This is a genomic window from Streptomyces sp. NPDC104371, assembly GCF_055583785.1.
In genome coordinates this window covers 166822-188827 of the sequence record NZ_JBVJNF010000012.1, presented here as the reverse complement: position 1 = coordinate 188827, position 22006 = coordinate 166822, and the positions used below count along the sequence as shown (strand labels likewise).

The 22006-nt window shown below is 71.7% G+C and carries 19 protein-coding genes; 10 read left to right on the top strand and 9 right to left on the bottom strand.

Features of this window, described 5'->3' with window-relative positions:
- Positions 1–72 precede the first annotated feature (72 nt).
- Positions 73–285 carry a hypothetical protein gene (locus ACZ60T_RS30130; RefSeq protein WP_365624312.1) on the top strand — a complete coding sequence of 71 codons (213 nt, stop codon included), beginning with the start codon at positions 73–75 and terminating at the stop codon, positions 283–285.
- 66 nt (positions 286–351) lie between these two features.
- Here ACZ60T_RS30130 and ACZ60T_RS30125 read toward each other — a convergent pair whose 3' ends face one another.
- Positions 352–3681: a S41 family peptidase gene (locus tag ACZ60T_RS30125; protein WP_469668772.1), complete on the bottom strand. Its 3330-nt coding sequence runs from the start codon at positions 3679–3681 to the stop codon at positions 352–354.
- Between the two features lie 211 nt (positions 3682–3892).
- Between ACZ60T_RS30125 and ACZ60T_RS30120 the strand changes: the two genes are divergently transcribed.
- Together ACZ60T_RS30120 and ACZ60T_RS30115 are read left to right on the top strand one after the other, a co-directional pair.
- A complete protein-coding gene (locus ACZ60T_RS30120) occupies positions 3893–4525 on the top strand; it encodes a TetR/AcrR family transcriptional regulator (RefSeq protein ID WP_469668771.1) in 633 nt (210 codons plus the stop codon).
- A gap of 129 nt (positions 4526–4654) precedes the next feature.
- Positions 4655–6874: an MMPL family transporter gene (locus tag ACZ60T_RS30115; RefSeq protein ID WP_469668770.1), complete on the top strand. Its 2220-nt coding sequence runs from the start codon at positions 4655–4657 to the stop codon at positions 6872–6874.
- Between the two features lie 85 nt (positions 6875–6959).
- Here ACZ60T_RS30115 and ACZ60T_RS30110 read toward each other — a convergent pair whose 3' ends face one another.
- Positions 6960–7301, bottom strand: coding sequence for an SsgA family sporulation/cell division regulator (locus ACZ60T_RS30110; protein ID WP_469668769.1), 342 nt, complete (start codon positions 7299–7301; stop codon positions 6960–6962).
- A gap of 172 nt (positions 7302–7473) precedes the next feature.
- On the opposite strand from ACZ60T_RS30110, the gene ACZ60T_RS30105 reads away from it, so the two are divergent.
- The 4 genes from ACZ60T_RS30105 to ACZ60T_RS30090 all read left to right on the top strand — a co-directional run bounded on the left by ACZ60T_RS30105 (position 7474) and on the right by ACZ60T_RS30090 (position 11287).
- Complete coding sequence (locus tag ACZ60T_RS30105) at positions 7474–8508, top strand: energy-coupling factor ABC transporter permease (protein ID WP_365624303.1); 1035 nt, start codon at positions 7474–7476, stop codon at positions 8506–8508.
- A 1-nt stretch (position 8509) separates the two neighbouring features.
- Positions 8510–9271, top strand: a complete 762-nt coding sequence (cbiQ, locus tag ACZ60T_RS30100; RefSeq protein WP_365624301.1) for a cobalt ECF transporter T component CbiQ — start codon at positions 8510–8512, stop codon at positions 9269–9271.
- Positions 9259–10044: an energy-coupling factor ABC transporter ATP-binding protein gene (locus ACZ60T_RS30095; protein ID WP_365624299.1), complete on the top strand. Its 786-nt coding sequence runs from the start codon at positions 9259–9261 to the stop codon at positions 10042–10044. Before cbiQ ends, ACZ60T_RS30095 begins: the two co-directional genes overlap by 13 nt.
- Positions 10045–10129: 85 nt before the next feature.
- Positions 10130–11287 (top strand): serine hydrolase domain-containing protein, encoded by a 1158-nt coding sequence (locus ACZ60T_RS30090; RefSeq protein ID WP_469668768.1) that lies wholly within the window; start codon positions 10130–10132, stop codon positions 11285–11287.
- A gap of 77 nt (positions 11288–11364) precedes the next feature.
- Here the strand turns inward: ACZ60T_RS30090 and ACZ60T_RS30085 are convergent, their stop codons facing one another.
- The 7 genes from ACZ60T_RS30085 to ACZ60T_RS30055 all read right to left on the bottom strand — a co-directional run bounded on the left by ACZ60T_RS30085 (position 11365) and on the right by ACZ60T_RS30055 (position 19489).
- Entirely contained in the window at positions 11365–11643 is a 279-nt protein-coding gene (locus tag ACZ60T_RS30085; protein WP_365624295.1) for a DUF1876 domain-containing protein, read from the bottom strand.
- Between the two features lie 73 nt (positions 11644–11716).
- Positions 11717–12628, bottom strand: a complete 912-nt coding sequence (locus ACZ60T_RS30080) for an NAD(P)-dependent oxidoreductase (RefSeq protein ID WP_469668767.1) — start codon at positions 12626–12628, stop codon at positions 11717–11719.
- A 90-nt stretch (positions 12629–12718) separates the two neighbouring features.
- On the bottom strand, positions 12719–13564 hold the full coding sequence (locus tag ACZ60T_RS30075; RefSeq protein WP_469668766.1) for an EamA family transporter: 846 nt from the start codon (positions 13562–13564) through the stop codon (positions 12719–12721).
- Positions 13561–14067, bottom strand: a complete 507-nt coding sequence (locus ACZ60T_RS30070) for a YbaK/EbsC family protein (protein ID WP_469668765.1) — start codon at positions 14065–14067, stop codon at positions 13561–13563. The genes ACZ60T_RS30075 and ACZ60T_RS30070 overlap by 4 nt, the downstream gene beginning before the upstream one ends.
- 181 nt (positions 14068–14248) lie before the next feature.
- Complete coding sequence (locus ACZ60T_RS30065) at positions 14249–15919, bottom strand: penicillin-binding transpeptidase domain-containing protein (RefSeq protein WP_469668764.1); 1671 nt, start codon at positions 15917–15919, stop codon at positions 14249–14251.
- 90 nt (positions 15920–16009) lie between these two features.
- Positions 16010–17638, bottom strand: coding sequence for a penicillin-binding transpeptidase domain-containing protein (locus tag ACZ60T_RS30060; protein ID WP_469668762.1), 1629 nt, complete (start codon positions 17636–17638; stop codon positions 16010–16012).
- A gap of 111 nt (positions 17639–17749) precedes the next feature.
- Positions 17750–19489, bottom strand: coding sequence for a dolichyl-phosphate-mannose--protein mannosyltransferase (locus ACZ60T_RS30055; RefSeq protein WP_469668760.1), 1740 nt, complete (start codon positions 19487–19489; stop codon positions 17750–17752).
- A gap of 62 nt (positions 19490–19551) precedes the next feature.
- On the opposite strand from ACZ60T_RS30055, the gene rsmI reads away from it, so the two are divergent.
- The 3 genes from rsmI (at position 19552) to ACZ60T_RS30040 (ending at position 21957) form a co-directional block, all read left to right on the top strand.
- Positions 19552–20442 carry a 16S rRNA (cytidine(1402)-2'-O)-methyltransferase gene (gene rsmI, locus ACZ60T_RS30050; RefSeq protein WP_469668758.1) on the top strand — a complete coding sequence of 297 codons (891 nt, stop codon included), beginning with the start codon at positions 19552–19554 and terminating at the stop codon, positions 20440–20442.
- A 219-nt stretch (positions 20443–20661) separates the two neighbouring features.
- Positions 20662–21009 (top strand): FmdB family zinc ribbon protein, encoded by a 348-nt coding sequence (locus tag ACZ60T_RS30045; protein ID WP_365624280.1) that lies wholly within the window; start codon positions 20662–20664, stop codon positions 21007–21009.
- 66 nt (positions 21010–21075) lie between these two features.
- Entirely contained in the window at positions 21076–21957 is an 882-nt protein-coding gene (locus tag ACZ60T_RS30040) for a TatD family hydrolase (protein ID WP_365624278.1), read from the top strand.
- Positions 21958–22006: the final 49 nt, after the last annotated feature.

Here is a 22006-nt window from a genome sequence, read left to right as displayed (position 1 = left end):
TCTGGTCGAGGCCGACCCCCTCACGGTCGACGCCCCACCTCTCACCCACTTCGGGAGTGAACCCACATGGGCATGAAGGACCAGCACCAGGACAAGTCCGAGCAGATGAAGCAGCAGGGCAAGCAGAAGGCCGAGCAGTCGAAGCAGCAGCAGTCCCAGCGCGGGCAGCAGTCGCAGCAGCAGCGCGGCCAGCAGCAGCCCCAGCGCGGCCGTCAGACGCAGGACGACACGCAGCGCATGCGGGACGACTCGGAAGACCGCTTCAACCAGGACTATGACGCCTGAGTTGCTGCCCTGGATGTGAGGTGGGGCGCCCTCGTCGAGGGCGCCCCACTGCTCTGTCCCGACAGGTCAACCCGTCGCCCGCGGCGGCAGTTTCGGCCGGGTGCGGTCCGGAACGTCGCTGTAGTCCGGGGGAGTCGCCGCCGGATGGGTGCGCAGCAGGTCCAGCGCCAGGACGACCGCGTCGTCCAGTTGCTTGTGGCGGCCCTCCGCCCAGTCCAGCGGGGTGCGTTGGATCTCCAGATCCGGCTCCACGCCGTGGTTCTCGACGCCCCAGCCGTACGGCTCGAACCATGCCGCGTTCATCGGAACCGTGATCACCGTGCCGTCGCCCAGGCGGTGGCGGCCCGTCATCCCGACCACCCCGCCCCAGGTGCGCAGGCCCACCACCGGGCCCAGCTCAAGGAGCTTGATCGCGGCGATGATCATGTCGCCGTCCGAGGAGGTCGCCTCGTCGGCCAGCGCGACGATCGGCCCGCGCGGGGCGTTGGAGGTGTACGACACCGGCTCGGCGTTGCGCGTCAGGTCCCAGCCCAGGATGGTGCGCGTGAGCTTCTCGATGACGAGTTCGCTGATGTGGCCGCCCGCGTTGCCCCGTACGTCCACGATCAGCGCCGGGAGCGAGACCTCCTTGCGCAGATCCCGGTTGAACTGCGCCCAGCCCGAGCCGCCCATGTCCGGGATGTGCAGATACCCGCAGCGTCCGCCGCTCGTCTCCCGGACGACCCTGCGGCGCTTGGCGACCCAGTCCTGGTAGCGCAGAGGGCGTTCGTCGACCAGCGGGATCACGGCCACCCGCCGGGCCGGGCCCTCGCCGTCGGCCGGGGTGAACGTCAGCTCCACGGTCGTCCCGCCCGCGCCCGCCAGCAGCGGGAACGGTCCCGCCACCGGGTCCACCGGGCGACCGTCCACATGCGTGAGGACGGCGCCCTCCCGGATGCCCGTGCCCGCCAGCGGTGAGCGGGCCTTGGAGTCCGACGACTCGCCGGGCAGGATCCGCTTGATCGTCCAACGCCCGTCGCGCCGTACCAGGTTGGCGCCCAGCAGGCCCTGGTAGCGCTGGTAGTGCGGCGGCCCCTCGTTGCGCCGGGCCGGTGTCACGTACGCATGCGACGTGCCCAGTTCGCCGAGCACTTCGCGCAGCAGATCGGCGAAGTCGTCGGGCGATGCGACCCGTTCGATCAGCGGGCGGTACTGCGCCAGGATCGCGTCCCAGTCGATGCCGCACATGCCGGGCTCCCAGAAGTACGCCCGGATGAGCCGGCCCGCCTCCGCGTACGCCTGCCGCCACTCCGCCGCCGGGTTCACCACATGCATGATCCGGCGGACGTCCATCCATACCGTGGTGTCGCTGTCGCCGATCTCGGTGGCCGGGACCGCCCGCAGGACGCCCTCGTCGACGACCACCAGCCGGGTGCCGTCCCCGCTCACCGCGAACCAGTCCAGATGGCCGACCAGTTCGGTCTTCTTGGCCTTGGTGATGGTGAAGTGTTCGAGGGTCGGGCGCCCGGTGATGTCGTCCGGGTTCGCGAAGGTCTCGCCCAGCGCGCCCGAGATCGGCCAGCGCAGCCACACCAGTCCGCCCCCGGCGACCGGACGCAGCGCCGAGTACTTGGACGCGGCGACCGGGAACGGCGTCACCCGGCTCTCCAGCCCCTCCAGTTCGACGGTGACCGTGCCGTCCCCGCCCCCTTCCTCCTCCAGCGGATCGAGCCCCCCGGCGGCGGGCCGCCCGTCCGGGTTCAGCGCGAAGGGGGACGGGGTCGCCGAGGACAGCGGGACGAGATAGGGGCGGCAGCCCAGCGGGAAGGACAGGTCCCCGGTGTGCACGTCGTAGACGGGGTCGAAGCCGCGCCAGGACAGGAACGCGAGATAGCGGCCGTCCCGGGTGAACACCGGGTTCTCGTCCTCGAAGCGCCCGTTGGTGACGTCGACGATCAGCCGGTCCTTGATCCGCGCCATCTTGATCTGCCGCAGCGTCCGGCCGATCCCCGGATGCGACCAGGTCAGCCAGGCCCCGTCCGGGGAGAACGCCAGATCCCGTACCGGCCCGTTCACCGACCGGATCAGCTCGGTGACCTCCCCGTCCGACCCCTCGGTCCCCGATCCCTCGGCCCCGGTGGCCGTCGCGTCCGCGGCCACGGTGAGCAGCAGCAGTCGCCCGTCGTGCGAGGCGATCGCGAGCCGCTCGCCCTGCCGGTCCGAGGCCATCTCCAGCACCCGGCCCAGTCGCCCGGAGGCCAGCCTGCGCGGCTCCGGGTGCCCGGTGGCCCGCGGCAGATACGCGATCTCGACCGCGTCCTCGCCCTCCGCGTCCGTGAGGTAGGCGACCCCGCCCCCGCTGCCGAGCATCTCGGGCAGCCGGACCCGTACGCCGGGGGTGTCGGTGATCGTACGGGCGGGGCCGTCGCGGTGCGTGAGCCAGTACAGGCTGCCGCGGACGACGACCGCGCTGGCCCGCCCGGTCTCGCCGACCGAGATCCCGTCCAGATGCTGCGAGGCCGGGACCGCGTACTTGCGCCGCCCCGCGCGCGGCCCGCCCAGCCGTACGTCGAGACGGCGCGGCACCGAGTCGGCGGAGAGGTCCTCGACGATCCACAGGTCGCCCGCGCACTGGTACACCACCCGGCTGCCGTCGCTGGCGGCGTGCCGGGCGTAGAAGGTGTCGTGGTCGGTGTGGCGGCGCAGATCGGAGCCGTCGTACGCGCACGAGTACAGGTTGCCGATGCCCTCGTGGTCGGAGAGGAACGCGATCCGCCCGCCGACGAACATCGGCGAGTCGAGATGGCCGTCGAGATCGGGGAGCAACTGCTGCCCCTGGAGCCACAGCCGCCCCGTGGCGCCGCCCCGGTAGCGCTTCCAGGAGGCCGGTTCGTGCGGCGGGGTGCCGGTGAGCAGCAGCGTGCGGTGCTCGCCGTCGACATCGGCGACCGCGATGTCCGAGACCGGGCCCCAGGGCAGCTTGCCGCCGGGGTCGCCGTCGGTGGGGACCTTGTAGGCCCAGGTGAAGTAGGAGAACGGCTCGCCGTGCGAGGCGACGGCCAGGAGGGATGCCGTGCCGTCCGGCTCGGGCGGCGTCCAGCCGCACACCCGGGTGTCGGCGCTGCCCCAGTAGGTGAGCCGTCGGCCGGGGCCGCCGTCCACCGGGGACAGATGGATCTCGGGTACGAAGGTGCGCCAGCTCGTGTACGCGATGAGGCGGCCGTCGGGCGAGAAGCGGGGGTGCCCGATCTTCGTACGGTCGACGGTGAGCCGCCAGGCGCGGCCCGGTCCGTCCAGCGGGGCCACCCACAGATCGTCCTCGGCGACGAAGCAGAGCCGGTCGCCGTGCAGATGCGGACACCGCAGATAGCCGGGGGCGTTCTCGTACACGTCGCTCGTGTCGCTCACCCATCCCATGCTTTTCCTCTGAACGGGCCACGGCAACTCGGCGCCCGCCGCGCCCTGTGTGACACGGGACCCGTGACGCGGGACCTGTGGCACGGACCCGTGACGCAGGACACGTACGAAACGGTTTCGTTTCGCTTAGTGAGAGGGGTATCGTCTCAGACGTGCGAAGCCGTGCCGGGTCTTGTCGCCCCAGGCGCGGCCGGGGAGAGGCGGAAGTGACATGACCGAGGCATCCAAGGGCACGGCGCCGGCCGCCGAGTCGGCGCTCACCGGGCGCCGCAGTCGCATCACGCCCGAGCGCGAGGCCGAGTTGTACGGGGCCGTGCTCGACCTGCTTCGGGAAGTCGGTTACGACGCCCTGACGATGGACGCCGTGGCCGCCCGTACCCGCTCCAGCAAGGCGACGCTCTACCGCCAGTGGGGCGGCAAGGCCGAGCTGGTGGTCATGGCCATCCGGCGCGGCAAGCGGGGTCGCCTCGACGAGGTCGACACCGGCTCGCTCCGGGGCGATCTGCTCGCGCTGATCGCGCACGAGGACGACTGCACGATGGAACAGAACTCCGCGCTGATGCGGGGCATGGCGATGGCGGTCCACCACAACCCGGATCTGCGCCAGGCCTTCCGCGAACAGCTCGTGGGGTCGGAGACGGAGCAGGCCCGGAGCGTTCTCCAACGGGCCGTCGACCGCGGCGAGATCCGGGCGGACTGCCCGGCGCTGGACTTCTTCGTGCACATGATGGTCGGCGGGTTCGCCACCCGCATGCTGCTCGACGACCAGCCGCCGACCCAGGCCTTCCTCACCTCGTACATCGACGCCGTGGTCCTCCCCGCCCTCGGCGTCCGCACCACCTGACACACCCTCTGACCCACACCACCGACACGTCCCCCCGCAAGCCCAGCACCTGACGTCACCGCTCACGTCGTCCGTCGGGCTGATCACCCCTGCCCTGCCACCACACGACCTGACCGGGAGTACGCCCTCGTGGCCACATTCCTCTATCGACTGGGCCGACTCGCCTTCAGGCGACGGCACTTCGTCGCCCTGATCTGGGTGGCGCTGCTGACGCTCGCGGGCGTCGGCGCCGCCAACGCCCCCGCAGCGGGCTCCGCTTCGTTCTCCATCCCCGGCACCGAGGCCCAGCAGGCCTTCGATCTGCTGAAGGAACGCTTCCCCGGGATGACCCCCAACGGGGCCACCGCACGTGTCGTCTTCAAGGCGCCGGACGGGGCGAAGGTGACCGCCGGGGACAGCAAGGCGGTCGTCGAGAAGACCGTCAAGGAACTGCGCGGCGGCTCCGAGGTCGTCAACGTCGTCGACCCGTTCGCCGCGCACGCCATCAGCAAGGACGGCACCACCGCCTATGCGCAGGTGACGTACAAGGTCTCCGGGATGGAGCTGAAGGACTCCTCCCGCGACGCCCTGAAGTCCGCCGCGCAGGACGCCCGGGACGGCGGGCTGACCGTCGAGGTCGGCGGTGACGCGCTGATGGCCGTGCCCGAGACGGGCGCGACGGAGGTCATCGGTATCGCGATCGCGGCCCTCGTCCTCGTCATCACCTTCGGCTCGCTGGTGGCGGCCGGACTGCCGCTGCTGACCGCCCTGATCGGCGTCGGTATCGGTGTCTCCTCCATCACCGCGCTGGCCAAGACGCTGGACCTGGGCTCGACCACCTCGACCCTGGCGATGATGATCGGCCTCGCGGTCGGCATCGACTACGCGCTGTTCATCGTCTCCCGCTACCGCGCGGAACTCGCCGAGGGCCGTGAGCGCGAGGAGGCGGCGGGCCGGGCGGTCGGCACGGCGGGCTCCGCGGTGGTCTTCGCGGGTCTGACCGTGGTGATCGCGCTGGTCGGTCTCGCGGTCGTGAACATCCCGATGCTCACGAAGATGGGTGTCGCCGCGGCGGGCACGGTCGCCATCGCGGTCCTGATCGCCCTGACGATGATCCCGGCGCTGCTCGGCTACGCGGGCCGCAAGGTCAAGCCGGCCGGTGAGAAGAGCAAGTTGCTGGGCGGTGGCCGGGCCAAGGCCGCGCAGCGGGCGGCCAAGCCGAACATGGGCACGCGCTGGGCGAGCTTCGTCGTGCGCCGCCCGATCGCCGTCCTGCTGCTCGGTGTCCTCGGCCTCGGCGCGGCGGCCGTCCCGGTGGCCTCGCTGACGCTGGGCCTGCCGGACGACGGCGCGCAGCCGACGTCCACGACGCAGCGCCGCGCCTACGACCTGCTCTCGGACAACTTCGGCCCCGGCGTCAACGGCCCGCTGATGGTCGTGGTCGACGCGAAGGCGAGTGACGACCCGAAGGGCGCCGTCACCACGGTGACGGATGAGATCAAGGGCCTGAAGAACGTCGTGACGGTGACCCCGGCGGCGTACAACAGGACCGGTGACACGGCCGTGGTCACGGTCGTCCCCGGCTCCAAGCCGTCCTCGACCACCACCGAGGACCTGGTGCACGACATCCGTGCCGCGGGCGCCGGGATCACGGCCGACACGGACGCGAAGCTGCTGGTCACGGGGTCGACGGCGATGAACATCGACGTCTCGCAGAAGCTGAACGACGCGCTGCTGCCGTATCTGGCGCTCGTCGTGGGCCTCGCGTTCCTGCTGCTGATCGTGGTCTTCCGCTCGATCCTGGTCCCGCTGAAGGCGGCGCTCGGCTTCCTGCTCTCGGTGCTCGCCGCGCTCGGCGCGGTGGTCGCGGTGTTCCAGTGGGGCTGGCTCTCCGGTCTGATGGGCGTCGAGGAGACGGGCCCGATCATGTCGATGATGCCGATCTTCATGGTGGGCGTGGTCTTCGGCCTGGCGATGGACTACGAGGTCTTCCTCGTGACCCGGATGCGCGAGGCGTATGTCCATGGCGAGAACCCCGGGCAGGCGGTCGTGACCGGCTTCCGGCACGGCGCGCGGGTGGTGACGGCCGCGGCCGTGATCATGATCGCGGTGTTCTCCGGCTTCATCGGCTCCAGCGAGTCGATGGTCAAGATGATCGGCTTCGGCCTCGCGATCGCCGTCTTCTTCGACGCGTTCGTAGTTCGGATGGCGATCGTCCCGGCGGTCCTGGCCCTGCTGGGCGAGAAGGCCTGGTGGCTGCCGAAGTGGCTGGACCGCGCCCTGCCGAACGTGGACGTGGAGGGCGAGGCCCTGGCGTCCGCGACTACGGACCCGGACGCGGACCCGGACCGGGAGTTGGTGCGGGCGTGACACGTCCCGCCTGAGCCGAACGGCACGAAGGGCGCCTCACCGACGCGGGTGAGGCGCCCTTCGCACGCGATCGGCGCTCTCGTGTTCAGTGAGCCGTGGTCGTGGCCAGATAGGTGCTGCGCAGGAAGCGCAGCAGGGTCTGGGACTCGAACTGCACCACCTCCACCCCCTCCGGCGAGTGGAACTCCACCACCGCCTGGACCCTGCCGCACGGCCAGACGCTGATGTCGTCCCTGCTGGCCGGGGCGCGCAGGCCCTCCTCCAGGAGGTCCCGGGAGAGCGCCCACTCCTGGGGGCCGGGCAGGCCGATGCGGACGGAGAGGGGATCGGCGCTCGGGTCGTAGCGCAGGACGACGGGGATCGCGTCCGGAGTGTCCGGGGAGTCCGTGACGACGTGGGCTCGTGCGTACTGTTCGACAACGGACATGGGACCGCTCCTCACGCGAGTCGACGCGGCATGTCGCAGCAGCGTCGTCGAAATCCGCCGCCTCTTCAATGTCGCATAACGGGATGAACCCGGCCTCCTGTCGCGCGAGCGCCGTTGTCGGTGCGCTCCTCGCTCTTGCGAACGGTTCGCAATAAGCGGGTATCCTCGTACGGTGCATGTGCCTGACGGATTCATCAACGCCCCCATATCCGCCGCGACCGGAGTAGTCGCCGCGGGTGCCCTGGCCGTCAGCCTCAAGGGTGCCCGGCGCGAACTCGACGAGCGCACCGCGCCGCTCGCCGGCCTGGTGGCCGCGTTCATCTTCGCCGTCCAGATGCTGAACTTCCCCGTCGCCGCCGGGACCAGCGGACATCTGCTCGGCGGGGCGCTCGCCGCCATCCTCGTGGGGCCCTACACCGGGGTCCTGTGCGTCTCCGTCGTCCTCCTCATGCAGGGCATCCTCTTCGCCGACGGCGGCCTCACCGCGCTCGGCGTCAACATCACCGACATGGCGATCGTGACGACCGTCGTCGCCTACGCCGTCTTCCGCGGACTGGTCAAGGTGCTCCCGCGCACCCGCCGTTCCGTCACCGTCGCCTCCTTCGTCGCCGCCCTGCTCTCCGTCCCGGCCGCCGCCGTCGCGTTCACGCTGATCTACGCGATCGGCGGCACCACCGACGTCTCGATCGGCAAGGTCGCCACCGCGATGATCGGCGTCCACGTCCTCATCGGTCTCGGCGAAGCCGCCATCACCGCCCTGACGGTGGGCGCCGTCATCGCCGTACGGCCCGACCTCGTCTACGGCGCGCGCGGCCTTCAGCAGCGCCTCAAGCTGCGCGTCGACGGCGAGTTGGTCGACGCGCCCGCCGCCGAGCCCGCGCCCGTCGCCGCCCGGTCCCACCGCAAGCTGTGGGTCACCGGTCTCGTCACCTCCCTCGTCCTCGCCGGGTTCGTCAGCTTCTACGCCTCCGCGAGCCCCGACGGCCTGGAGAAGGTCGCCGCCGACCAGGGCATCGACAAGAAGGCCGAGGAGCACACGAACGCCGACTCGCCGCTCGCCGACTACGGCGTCAAGGACGTCCGCAACGCCCGTCTCTCCGGCGGTCTCGCGGGCGCGATCGGCGTCGGCGTCACCGTCGTCGCGGGCAGCACGGTGTTCTGGGTGGTGCGCCGCCGCCGTACGGGCGAGCCCGCGCAGGTCGGCTGACATGGGAGCCGGGCATGCCCACAAGCTCTACCGGCACGGGCACTCGCCCGTCCACGGGCTGCCGCCGCACACCAAGCTCGCGGCCGTGTTCGCCTTCGTCGTCGTGGTGGTCTCGACGCCGCGCGAGGCGATGTGGGCGTTCGCGCTGTACGCCGTCCTGCTCGGCGTCGTCGCGTACATGGCCCGGATCCCGGCGGGGTTCCTGCTGCGACGGCTGCTCATCGAGGTCCCGTTCGTCGCCTTCGCGGTCCTCATGCCGTTCGTCGCGGAGGGCGAACGGGTCGACGTCCTCGGCCTGTCGCTGAGCGTCAACGGACTGTGGGGCGCCTGGAACGTCCTCGCCAAGGGCACCCTCGGCGTCGCCGCCTCCGTCCTGCTCGCCTCGACCACCGAACTGCGCGCGCTGCTCCTCGGGTTGCAGCGGCTCAAGCTGCCGCCGCTCCTCGTGCAGATCGCCTCGTTCATGATCCGCTACGGCGACGTCATCACCGACGAGATGCGGCGGATGCGGATCGCCCGGGAGTCGCGCGGCTTCGAGGCCCGCGGCATCCGCCACTGGGGCGTGCTCGCGAAGTCCGCGGGCGCGCTCTTCATCCGCTCCTACGAGCGCGGCGAGCGCGTCCACCTGGCCATGGTCAGCCGCGGCTATGCCGGTGCGATGCCGGTCATCGACGAGGTCACCGCCTCCCGCGCCCAGTGGTCGTACGCCCTGACCCTGCCCCTCGCCGCCCTCGTCGTCTGCCTGCTGGGATGGACCCTGTGACCGCCGTGACCTCCGCGCCGCCCTCGCTCGACGTGACCCACCTGGCCTTCGCCTACCCCGACGGGCACCAGGCCCTCTTCGGCGTCGACTTCCGTATCGAGCGCGGCGAACGGGTCGCCCTGCTCGGCCCGAACGGCGCCGGGAAGACGACGCTCGTGCTGCATCTCAACGGCATCCTGAGCGGCGGCACCGGCACGGTGACCGTCGCCGGGCTCCCCGTCGGCAAGCAGCACATGGCCGAGATCCGCCGTCGCGTCGGCATCGTCTTCCAGGACCCGGACGACCAGCTCTTCATGCCGACCGTCCGCGAGGACGTGGCCTTCGGACCCGCCGCGGCCGGTCTCAAGGGCGCCGAGCTGGAGGCCCGCGTCGACAAGGCGCTCGGCCTCGTCGGCATGACGGAGTTCAAGGACCGCCCGCCGCATCACCTCTCCTTCGGCCAGCGGCGCCGGGTGGCCGTCGCGACCGTCCTCGCCATGGAGCCCGAGATCCTCGTCCTGGACGAGCCGTCGTCCAACCTCGACCCCGCCTCGCGCCGCGAACTCGCCGACATCCTGCGGTCGTTGGACGTCACCGTCCTCATGGTCACGCACGACCTTCCCTATGCGCTGGAGCTGTGCCCGCGCGCGCTGATCCTCAGCGACGGCGTGATCGCGGCCGACGGCAAGACCGCCGACCTGCTCGCCGACGACACGCTGATGCGCGCCCACCGCCTGGAACTGCCCTTCGGCTTCGACCCCCGCACCGTCGCGACGAGCACGGGCGGCCGGTGACGCCCGACACCCACCGGGCCCCTACGGAATCGACGGCGCCGGGCGCGTGTTGCACTCACTGTCGACAAGTGAAGGGCGGACGGGCGTGGACGTGAACGGCCTGGTGGCCGAGGGCTTCGAGCCGGTCAGGGAAGCGTTCGTGCGGAACGCCGAGACGCTGGGGGAGCGCGGGGCGGCGGTCACCGTGTACCACCACGGGCGCAAGGTCGTGGACCTGTGGGGCGGGACCCGGGACATCGACGGCACGGCACCCTGGGAGCGCGGCACCGCGCAGATCGTGCACTCGGCGACCAAGGGGGTGGCCGCGGCCGTCCTGCTGATGCTGGCCGAGCGCGGCGAACTGGACCTGGACGCGCCGGTCGGCCACTACTGGCCCGAGTTCAAGGCGCACGGCAAGGAACGCGCGCTGGTGTGGCATCTGCTCGCGCACCGCGCGGGCGTACCGGCCCTCGACCGTCCGCTCACCCCCGCCGAGGCGATCGACCCCGACTTCGCCGCCGCCGCGGTGGCCGCGCAGCCTCCCGCCTGGGAGCCCGGCACGGACCACGGCTACCACGCGCACACCTACAGTTGGCTGACCGGCGAGCTGGTACGCCGCGTCACGGGCCGCTCGATCGGCGCGTGGATCGCCACCGAGATAGCCGAGCCGCTGGGCCTGGACCTGTGGGTCGGCCTGCCCGCGGCCGAGGCCTGGCGGGCGGGCCGGGTCGGCCCCCTCAAGGCCCCGGCCGAGAACAGCGCCCTGCGGCTGCGCCCCAAGCGGGCGGTCGCCGACGCGTACGCCGACCCCACGAGCCTGACCCGCCGCGCCTACGCCGTGATCACCCCGCTGCCCGACGAGAACGACCCCGCCTACCGTGCCGCCGCCCTGCCCGCCGCGAACGGCATCATGACGGCCGACGGCCTCGCGCGCTTCTACGCGGCGCTGGCCGGAGAGGTGGACGGCGTACGGCTGTTCACGCCCCGGACGCTGGAACGGGCCCGCGCGGAAGCCTCGGTGGGCCCCGACCGCGTCCTGATCCTCCCCATGCGCTTCGGCCTCGGCTACATGCTCCACAGCGGCGCGTCCCCGCTCCTCGGCCCCGGGTCCTTCGGCCACCCCGGCCGCGGCGGCCCCCTGGGCTTCGCCGACCCCGAGTCGGGCATCGCGTTCGGCTACGTCACGAACGGCTTCCGTACGAGCGTGACGGCGGACCCGCGGGCACAGGCGCTGGTACGGGCGGTGCGGACGTCACTGGCGTGACCGTACGACCGGTGCATGCGTGATGCCCGTACGCCGCCTCGCGTACGGGCATCAGCGGGGCGCCGTCGGGGCCACCCTCAGTGCGTCAGCGGACGCGACGTTCTTCCCGATGCCTCGTCGATCTCACCGTGTGCCTTCGTGAGCAGCCGCATCGCCAACTCGTTGAGCGCGCGCGCCCCGGCGATCTCCTCGCCGACGCGCGGCTGATTGGAGTCGGTGTGGTGGCGGCTGGCGTATCCGCGCGAGCGGACCTCGCCGCCGTCGGGAAGTCGTACGAGCGCCGCCGCTCGCGTCTTGTCCGTGTCCTCCTCGAATTCGAGTTCGACATGCCATCCCGTCGCGGTGTGCAGAACCATGACCTTCACCTCCGGATCCGCTGATTCCAGGGTGCTCCTCCTGGCCGCCGCGTGCACGGTCGCGGGGGCGTGCTCAGGAGGCGGGCTTCTCCTCGAAGCTCGCGAAGTACGCGGCGGCCATGTCCTCGGCGGCATGCCCCTGGGCCGCGGCGCGGGAGAAGCGCTCGGCGGTCGCGGCGATCACGTCGAGCCGGACGCCGTGCTGCTCACCGGCCCGTGCGATCAGCCGGGCGTCCTTCTCCGCGGTGGTCACCGCGAAGCTGGGCGGGGTGAGCTTGTCGTTGAGGATGGCGTCGGCCTTGGCCCGCAGATAGCCCATGTCGAGCCCGCCCCCGGCGATGATGTCCAGGAAGTTCTGCGGGTCGACACCGAGGCCCTTCGCCAGGGCCAGCACCTCGCCGGTCGCGGCGGTGACCGCGAGCACCCAACTGTTGGCCACCAGCTTCAGCCGGGTGGCACCGGCCTCGGCGCCGTCCTCACCGGCCCACACGGTCCGGCTGCCCACGGCGTCGAAGACCGGCGTCACCACCGCCCGGCCGCTCGACGGGCCCGCGGCGAGGACGGTGAGCTGCCCGGCCTCCGCGGGCTGGCGGGTGCCGAGCACGGGGGCGTCGTAGAAGACCAGACCGTGATCGCGGGCGAACCCGGCGAGTTCGCCGACGCCCTCGATCCCGGCGGTGGTCGACTGCACCCAGGCGGCGCCGGTCCGCAGGGCGGGGGCCGCCTCCCGCATGACCTCCAGAGTGGCCGGGCCGTCGTAGAGCATGGTCAGTACGACATCGGCGCCCTGTACGGCCTCGGCGGGGGTGTCCGCGATCCGCGCGCCGCTGGCGGCGAGGGGCTCGGCCTTGGCGCGGGTGCGGTTCCAGGCGCGGACGGTGTGTCCGGCACGGGCGAGGCTGCGGGCCATCGCGGCCCCCATGATCCCGGTGCCCAGGACGCTCACGGTGAGCTGGTCGGTCATCTCGTCACCTTCTTGATCCATGGTCGGCGTGGCGCGCTGCGACGCGCCCGCCCAGGATGCTCGCTCGCGGAGGCGAGGTCCGCGAGACCCACCGGCCCGTGTACCGACCGGCTAACCGGTGTGCAGCATCAGGCCGATGCCGACGACCAGCAGACCGGCCGCCGCGATCCGCGGAAGACCGAACCGCTCCTTGAAGAAGACCGCGCCGATGGCCGCGCCGACGATGATCGAGGACTCCCGCAGGGCGGCCACGGGGGCCAGCTCCGCGCGGGTCTGCGCCCACAGGACCAGGGCGTACGCGAGCACCGACAGCGCGGAGCCCACCAGCCCGAGCAGGGCGAACGGCCGCAGGATTCCGACGAGTTCGCCCCGCCACCGGTAGGCGGCGTACGCGGGGATCACGACTCCCTGTAGCGCCATCAGCCACGCGATGTACCCGAACGAGGACCCGGAGGCGCGGACGCCGAGCCCGTCCACCACCGTGTACGCCGCTATCGTCCCGCCCGTCGCGAGCGCGGCGCCGATGGCCGCCCAGTTGGGACGGCGCCCGCGCAGCCCCCACAGCGCCACGCCGGTCAGGCCCGCGCACGACACGGCGACGCCCGCCGCCGCCCAGCCGTCCGGCACCTCGTGCGCGAAGAGCGCGGCCAGCACGGTGACCAGCAGGGGCGCGGTGCCGCGCGCGATCGGGTACGCCTGCCCGAAGTCACCGAGCCGGAAGGAGCGCATCAACAGGACGTAGTACGCGATGTGGATGAGGGCGGAGGCGAGGAGATACGGCCACGCCCGCGCCGCCGGGAACGCGACGAACGGGGCCGCCACCAGCCCGATGAGCATCCCGCCGCCCGCGATCAGCGTGAAGCCGACCAGCTTGTCGGTGATGCGGTGGGCGATCGCGTTCCACCCGGCGTGGGTGAAGGCGGCGAGCAGGACCGCGGCCGTGACCGCCGGGGTCATGCGGACTGCTCGCGGACGTCCACCAGCGTGCCGCCCGCGTGGGCGATCAGGGTCTTCGGGTTCATCGGGAACACGGCGTGCGGCGTGCCCGCCGCGGCCCACACGGTGTCGTGGCCGAGCAGCGAACGGTCGGCGAGCACGCGCGTCTTCGTACGGTGCCCGAAGGGCGGCACGCCGCCGATCGCGTACCCGGTGGTCTCCCGCACGACCTCGGCCGCCGCCCGGGTCACCTTATCGACCCCGAGCACCTCCCGGACCCGCTCCACATCCACCCGGGACGCCCCGTCCATGAGTACAAGCACCGGCACACCGTCCGCGGCGAAGATCAGCGACTTGCAGATCTGACTCAGCTCACAGCCGATCGCCGCGGCGGCCTCGGCGGCGGTCCGCGTCGCGTCCGGGAAGCGACGGATCCGCCCCCGCAGTTCACCGAGCCCCAACTCCTCGAGGGCTTCGGCGAAGCGGGGGTGAGCTGCGGAGTCTTGGGTGGGGGGCGTCGTCATCGGAACTCCTTGACGGGGGGAGACTGCGAGAACGCCACGCTAGCGAGGCCCACACAAGCCACGCGAACCGATTCCAGATACCGGTCGCGCACCCCCGGACCCACGTCACCGCGAGCCGGGCCGTCGGCTCCGGGCCACGCTTGCCCCAGATCTGCGGCCCCCGCCCCCTACCCGCCCCGCCTCAGCTTCCGGCTCGTAGCAGGGCTGCCACGATCGGGCCCGCTGAGTCGCCGCCGTGGCCGCCCTCCTGGACCACGCCCGCGCCTGCCAGGTCGCCCTTCCAGGCCGCGAACCAGCCGTTGGGGTCCTCCTGGTTGTCGACCTCCGCCGAGCCGGTCTTCGCGCCGAAGTCCGGGCCGAGGCCCGCCATCGCCTTGGCGGCCGTGCCCGCCGCGGCCGTGTACTGGAGGACCTCCTTCAACTGGGCGTGGGTCGAGGACGACATCGTGCGGCTCGCCTTCGCCGGCGTGCGGTGGTCCACCGACGGGGAGACCAGGTACGGCTGGTGGAAGACGCCCGTCTTCGCCGTCGAGACCACCGAGGCCATGTTCATCGGGTTCATCCGGACCCCGCCCTGCCCGATCAGGGACGCCGCCATCGGGGCCGCGCTCTGCACCGGCACCGCGCCGTCGAAGCTCGGTACGCCGATGGACCAGTTGTTCAGGCCGAGGCCGTAGATCTGCTGGGCGACCTTGGTGAGATCGTCGTTGTCCAGCTTCTTCGCCTGGCTGATGAACGCCGTGTTGCAGGACGCCGCGAAGCTCGCCTTGAACGTGCCCTTCTTGATCTGGAACTTCTCGACGTTCTGGAACTTCCAGCCCCCGTACGTCGAGTACTTGGGGCACGGATGCACCTTGTCCGCCGACGCCAGATGCTTCTCGAACAGCAGCGTCGACGTCACGATCTTCATGGTCGAGCCGGGGGCGAGAGAGCCCTGGAAGCCCACGTTGAAGCCATGGCCCGAGTTCGCCACCGCCAGGATCTCGCCCGTCGACGGACGCATGATGACCACGGACGCCTTGGCCGTCTTGGCCACCTGCTGCTCCGCCTTCGCCTGGAGCTTCGGGCTCAGCGTCGTCTTCACCGTGCCCGGCGTGCCCTTGCTCAGCGTGACCAGCGTCTTGTCGGGCGTCTTCTGCGTGCCCTCGGCCGGTGCCTTGCGGACGATCCGCAGCTCCACGCCCGCCGTGCCGCCGCCCGTCTTGCCGTACTTCTCGCGCAGGCCGTCGAGGACCGCGCCGAGCGACGGGTACGCGGCCGTGGTGAGTTCACCGCCGTCCCGGTCCAGGGCCTTGATCGGGGGCGCGCCCGCCTCGCCCGTCACCAGCCGGTCGCCGTCGGCCAGATCGGGGTGCAGCACCGAGGACTGCCAGCGCACCAGCGGCACCCCGTCCTCGGCCCGGCGCACCACCGTCAGCTTCGACGCGTAGGCCAGCGGTTGGCTCTTGCCCCCGTACGACACCGTGCCCTTGACCGAGAACGGGACGGACGCCCCGGACGGCGTGCCACGCGTCAGGGCGACACCCTTGATGTGCGCGTCCTTGCCGTACCCCGTCAGGGCCTTGGCCGCCGCCGCCGTGTCGTCCGTGGTGGCCGCCGCCTTCGCGAGGTCGCCGTGCTGCCAGGCCGTCAGGAACGCCGTGGCCGCCGAGCGGACCTCGGACTTCGACAGCGGGCCCGTCGGTACGTCCTTGTGGTCGGCCGTGGCCGCCGTACGGTCGTCGGCCGCCGAGCCCCCCGTCACGCTGTAGCCGACGATCGCGCCCCCCACACCGATGGCGGCGATCACCCCTCCGATCACCAGCGGCCGGTTCGTCCTACGACGCTCGGTGACGCGCCTTCTCTTGCCCACAGCTTTCGAACCTCCAAGTCCCCAGGCCCCCCGTGCCCCACGCTCCTCAACGCGAGCGCCCAGCCTAAAGCCTGGGCGACACAGGTGATTTCAGCCGCCGGCGCGCAGCACGGCCGCGACGATGGGCCCGGCCGCGTCGCCGCCGTGGCCGCCCTCCTGGGTCATGGCCGCCGCCGCGATGTCGCCCCGGTAGCCGGTGAACCAACTGTTGGACTTCATCTGCCCGTCGACCTCCGCGGACCCGGTCTTCGCGCCGATGTCCCCGCCGAGCCCGGCCATCGCGGGCGCGCCCGTTCCCTGGGTCGCTGTCAGTCGCATCATCGCCCTCAACTGCGTGACCGTGCCCGGCGCCAGGCCCCGGGCGGTGGCCAGTTCACGGTGGTCGAGCCGCGGCGGGACCAGATAGGGCTGCCGGAACGTTCCGGTGATCGCGGTCGCCGTCACCGACGCCATGTTCAGCGGGCTCATCTGGACCTGGCCCTGACCGATGGCGTTCGCCGCGCGGTCCGGCCCGGTGGAGGCGGGGACGCTGCCGTCGAAGGAGACGATGCCCGTCTTCCAGTTGTCCCGGCCGAGCCCGAACCGCTCCTCGGCCTCGGCCTTCAACGACGCGTCCGTGAGCGGCTTCTCGTCCACCAGCTTCACGAACGCCGTGTTGCACGACCGCATGAAGCTGTTGGCGAGGGAGGCGCTCTCATTGGGGGCCATGCCCGGGAGGTTGTGGAAGGTCTGGCTCTGCCACACCGCCGTGTCCGGGCAGGGTGCCGGGCCGTTCATCGAGCTGACGCCGTTGTCGATGAGCATCGCCGCCGTGATGATCTTCATCGTGGAGCCGGGGGCCAGCCGTCCCTCGAAGGCCGCGTTGAACGCGTCCTTGCGGTGGTTGGCGACCGCGAGCACCTCACCCGTGCTCGGCTTGACGGCCACCACGGACGACTCCGCGTACTGCGCCACGGCCCGCTCGGCCGCCGCCTGCGCGCCCGCGCTGAGCGTCGTCCGCAGCTTGCCGGGCTTGCCCTTGGCGAGGGTCACCAGCGTCTTGCCGGGGGTGTCGTCGGCGTGCACGACGGACAGTTCGATGCCCGGACTGCCACCGGCCGTGTCACCGTACTTCGCGCGCAGCGAGTCGAGGATCGGGCCGAGGGAGGGGTACTTCGCACCGGTCAGCACCGCGCCGTCACGGTCCACCGCCTCGATGGGCGGGGCCTTGGCCTCACCGGTGGCGAGCGTGTCGCCCTTGTTCAGATCGGGGTGGACGACGGACGGCTGCCAGTCGACCAGCGCGCGCCCCGTGGTCACCCCGCGGACGACGGTCAGCGTGCTGTCGTACGCGAGCGGCTCGGACTTGCCCTTGTACGACACCGTCGCCTTCACCGAGAACGGCACCGAGCCCCCGCTCCGCACGCCCGGCGTGATGTGCACGTCCTTGATGTGCGCGTCGGTGCCGTACGCGGTCAACACCCGCTCCGCGTCCTGGGAGTTGTTCGTGAGGGACGCCGCGGTCGCCGCGTCGCCCTTCGTCCAGGCGGCGAAGAACTTCTCCTCGACCTCCTTGACCTCGTCCGCGGACGGCGGCCCGGTCCTGTGCGCCGTGGGCTCACTGCTGGCCGCGGGACCGCTGTTCAGCGCACTGAGGATGTTGTACGCCCCGTACCCGGCACCCCCCACCAGCACCGCGAACACTCCACCGACAACCCCGATCCTGACCCCCGCGCGCATGTCGCCCCCTCCAGGTAGGCCTCGCACTGTAGGTGGAGTGCGGGGATCCGGTGGAGCTTGTGATCAGTTGTTGTCCGAACAGTGACCGCCGTGACCAAGGGCGTGGACCGGCTAGACCCACGTATCCAGCCACATCCGGGCCCGCCACGAGTCGATCGGGATCGCCCGGCCCGTGTACAGGGGCCAGAAGTAGATGAAGTTCCAGGCGATCAGCAGGACCAGGACGCCCGCGCCCGCCGCTCCCACGACCCGGCGGCGTTCGTCCGCGTTCGGTGGGCCGAGGACGGCGCCGATCAGCATCGCGACCGCCAGGCACAGGAACGGGACGAAGACGACCGCGTAGAAGTAGAAGATCGTCCGCTCCTGGTACAGGAACCAGGGCAGATAGCCGGCCGCGACGCCGCACGCGATCGCGCCCGCCCGCCAGTCGCGGCGGAACGCCCAGCGCCACAGGACGTAGAGGAGGGCGAGGCAGGCCGCCCACCACAGCAGCGGGGTGCCGAGCGCCAGGACCTCGCGGGCGCACTTCCCGCCCGCGTTCGCGGGGCAGCCGTCCTGGCCGGGGGAGGGGGACTCGTAGAAGTACGAGACCGGGCGGCTCGTCACGAGCCAGCTCCACGGGTTCGACTGGTACGTGTGCGGCGACGACAGGCCCACGTGGAACTCGAAGACCTCGTACTCGTAGTGCCACAGGCTGCGCAGCCAGTCGGGCAGGAAGGTCCAGAAGCCGCCCTTGCCGTCGGTGGCGGCCCAGTCGCGGAAGTAGCCGCCGGTGCCGTCGGTGGGGGAGAGGAGCCAGCCGGTCCAGGAGGCGAGGTAGGTCACCAGCGCGACCGGGACCGTCGCGAGGAACGCGAGACCCAGGTCCCGCTTGAGGACCGTCAGATACGGGAGGCGGGCGCCCGCGACCCGGCGCGCGCCCACGTCCCACAGGACCGTCATCACACAGAAGGCGGCGAGGACGTAGAGGCCGTTCCACTTGGTGCCGATGGCGAGGCCCAGCATCAGGCCCGCCGCCCAGCGCCAGGGACGCCATCCGAGGCGCGCCGTATCCGCCGTGTACGCGTCGGGCCTGATCCGGCCGTCCGCGTCCTCGGGGAGCGCCGCCGCGAGCCTCGCGCGGCTGCGGTCCCGGTCGAGCAGCAGACAGCCGAAGGCGGCCAGGACGAAGAACTGGAGCACGCCGTCCAGCAGCGACGTACGGCTCATCACGAAGTGCAGCCCGTCCACCGCCAGCAGCGCGCCGGCCAGGCAGCCCAGGAACGTCGAGCGGAACAGCCGACGGCCGATCCGGCACAGCAGCAGCACCGACAACGTGCCGAGCAGCGCCGTCATGAAGCGCCAGCCGAACGGATCGAAGCCGAAGATCAGCTCCCCGAGCCCGATGACGTACTTGCCGACCGGCGGATGCACCACGTACGCGGCGTCCGTGGGGATCGTCACCTGGCCGTGGTGCTGGATGATCAGGTCGTTGGCGTCCTTCGCCCAGTTCGCCTCGAACCCGTGGTGGACGATCGCCCAGGCGTCCTTGGCGTAGTACGTCTCGTCGAATATCACCGCCTTGGGGCTGCCCAGGTTCCAGAACCGCAGCAGCCCGGCCAGCAGGGTCACGAGCAGCGGGCCGCCCCACGCCGACCAGCGCACCAGCCGGTCGGCGACCACCGGGCGCAGTCCGATCGCCGTCCACAGCCGGGGACCTGGCTCGCTGAACGGCGGCACCAGCCGGTCCCGGACGTCACTCGCCGGGCGCGCCGTATAGCCGAAGTCGCGCAGCCGCCGCTGCCACGACGGCTGCTGGTCTTCGGTGGCCTGGCCTTGCCGGGTGTCCGTGGAGGACGCGGTACTGGTCACCGCGCCATCGTAGGGAACACGTCTGTGTGAGTCCCGCGGACGGCGCCTGCGAGGATGGAAACGTGACAGTTACGCCCGCCACCACGCCCGTATCCCCGACCGGTGACCAGCCCGGCATCCTGGTGCTCGCCGGCACCCCCATCGGGGACATCGAGGACGCGCCGCCGCGGCTCGCGCAGGAGCTGGCCACCGCCGATGTGATCGCCGCCGAGGACACCCGCAGGCTGCGCCGGCTCACCCAGGCGCTGGGCGTGCAGCCCGCGGGGCGGGTGGTGTCGTACTTCGAGGGCAACGAGTCCGCGCGGACGCCGGAGCTGGTCGAGGCCCTGGTGGACGGGGCGCGCGTGCTGCTCGTGACCGACGCGGGGATGCCCTCCGTGTCCGACCCCGGGTACCGGCTGGTCGCCGCCGCCGTGGAGCGGGACGTCCGGGTCACCGCCGTGCCCGGCCCGTCCGCCGTGCTCACCGCGGTCGCCCTGTCCGGGCTGCCCGTCGACCGGTTCTGCTTCGAGGGGTTCCTGCCGCGCAAGGCGGGCGAGCGGCTGTCGCGGCTGCGCGAGGTCGCCGAGGAGCGGCGCACGCTCGTCTACTTCGAGGCCCCGCACCGCCTCCACGCCACCCTCGCCGCCATGGCCGAGGCGTTCGGCGCCGACCGCCGGGCCGCCGTCTGCCGCGAGCTGACCAAGACGTACGAGGAGGTCAGGCGCGGCCCGCTGGGCGAGCTGACGCTGTGGGCCGCCGAGGGCGTACGCGGCGAGATCACCGTCGTCGTGGAGGGCGCCGCGGAGAAGGCGGAGGAGCTGGACGCGGACGAGCTGGTGCGCCGGGTGCGGGTGCGGGAAGAGGCGGGGGAGCGCCGCAAGGAGGCGATCGCGGCGGTCGCCGCGGAGGCCGGAGTTCCCAAACGCGACGTGTTCGACGCGGTCGTGGCGGCGAAGAACGCGGCCCGCTGAGGCTCATGGAGAGGTATGGAGAGGCAAAGGGCAGGCGACGAAAGCAAAGCTCAGGACCTGTTCTGAGGGGGTTCTGACAACGACTGCCCAAATTGGCTCCAACAGTGCACAGAATGCGTGCATTCGCGTCGGCAGAGGAGTCCACTGGAGGAAGGGACGCATCCGTCCCGGGGAACCCCGCCCCGCCGGGGCTCCTGTCCAGCGGACCGAGGAGCCGGCATGGCCGAGATCGCAGGGCAGACCGATCACAGCGCGACGGACACCGTCGTCAACGAGGCCTATTCCTTCGCCTGCATGCGCTGCGGGCACGGCTGGGAGCAGGCCTTCGAGATAGAGCACCACTTCGACGCGGACGGCACCGAGTTCGTGCTGTACGTGGTCGGGGGACAGATCGTCCCGTCGCCGCTGACCCGCCCCGCCTGCCCGAACTGCGAGAGCCAGGTCGTGCGCATCATGCGCTCCGGCCGGGTGTCCTCCGCCCAGAACCGGCTGCACCACGAGCACCACGAGCACCACTGGCACCTGTCGGATCTGCTGAACCCGTTCCACCACCGCAAGGCGGTCTGAGGCGGCAGGGCGGCCAGGGGGGAATCGGCGGACCGGGCGGGAAGCGCCCTTTCGTAGGATCGGAGCATGCCTTCCCAAGCGTCCGACAAGAACGCGCCGCCGCCGCTCCCCGCCCCCCTCGGCGTGCCCGTCGCCGACTCGCACACCCACCTCGACATGCAGTCCGCCACCGTCGAGGAGACCCTCGCCAAGGCCGCGTCGGTCGGTGTGACGACGGTCGTCCAGGTCGGCTGCGACGTGGCGGGCTCGCGCTGGGCCGCCGAGACGGCCGCCGCGTACGAGGCCGTGCACGCGGCGGTGGCGCTGCATCCGAACGAGGCCCCGCGCATCGTCCACGGCGACCCTGACGGCTGGTCCCGCCAGGGTGCGCGCGAGCCGGGCGGTGACGCGGCGCTGGAGACGGCGCTCGCCGAGATCGACCGCCTCGCCGCCCTGCCGCACGTCAAGGGCGTCGGCGAGACCGGCCTCGACTTCTTCCGCACCGGGCCCGAGGGCAAGGCCGCCCAGGAGCACTCCTTCCGCGCCCATATCGAGATCGCCAAGCGGCACGGCAAGACCCTGGTCATCCACGACCGCGAGGCCCACGCCGACGTGCTGCGCATCCTCAAGGAGGAGGGCGCGCCGGAGCGGACCGTCTTCCACTGCTACTCGGGCGACGCGGCGATGGCCGAGGTGTGCGCACGCGCCGGGTACTTCATGTCGTTCGCCGGCAACGTGACCTTCAAGAACGCGCAGCCGCTGCGCGACGCGCTCGCCGTGGCCCCGCTCGACCTGGTCCTCGTGGAGACCGACGCGCCGTTCCTGACCCCCGCGCCCTACCGCGGTCGGCCCAACGCGCCGTACCTCGTTCCGGTCACGGTCCGCGCCATGGCCGCGGTGAAGGGCATCGAGGAGGACGCCCTGGCGACGGCCCTCGCGGAGAACACGGCACGCGCCTTCGACTACTGATACTGGCTGATAATCGCCCCTATCGGACGAGTCCCGCGTCTCGTTCGCG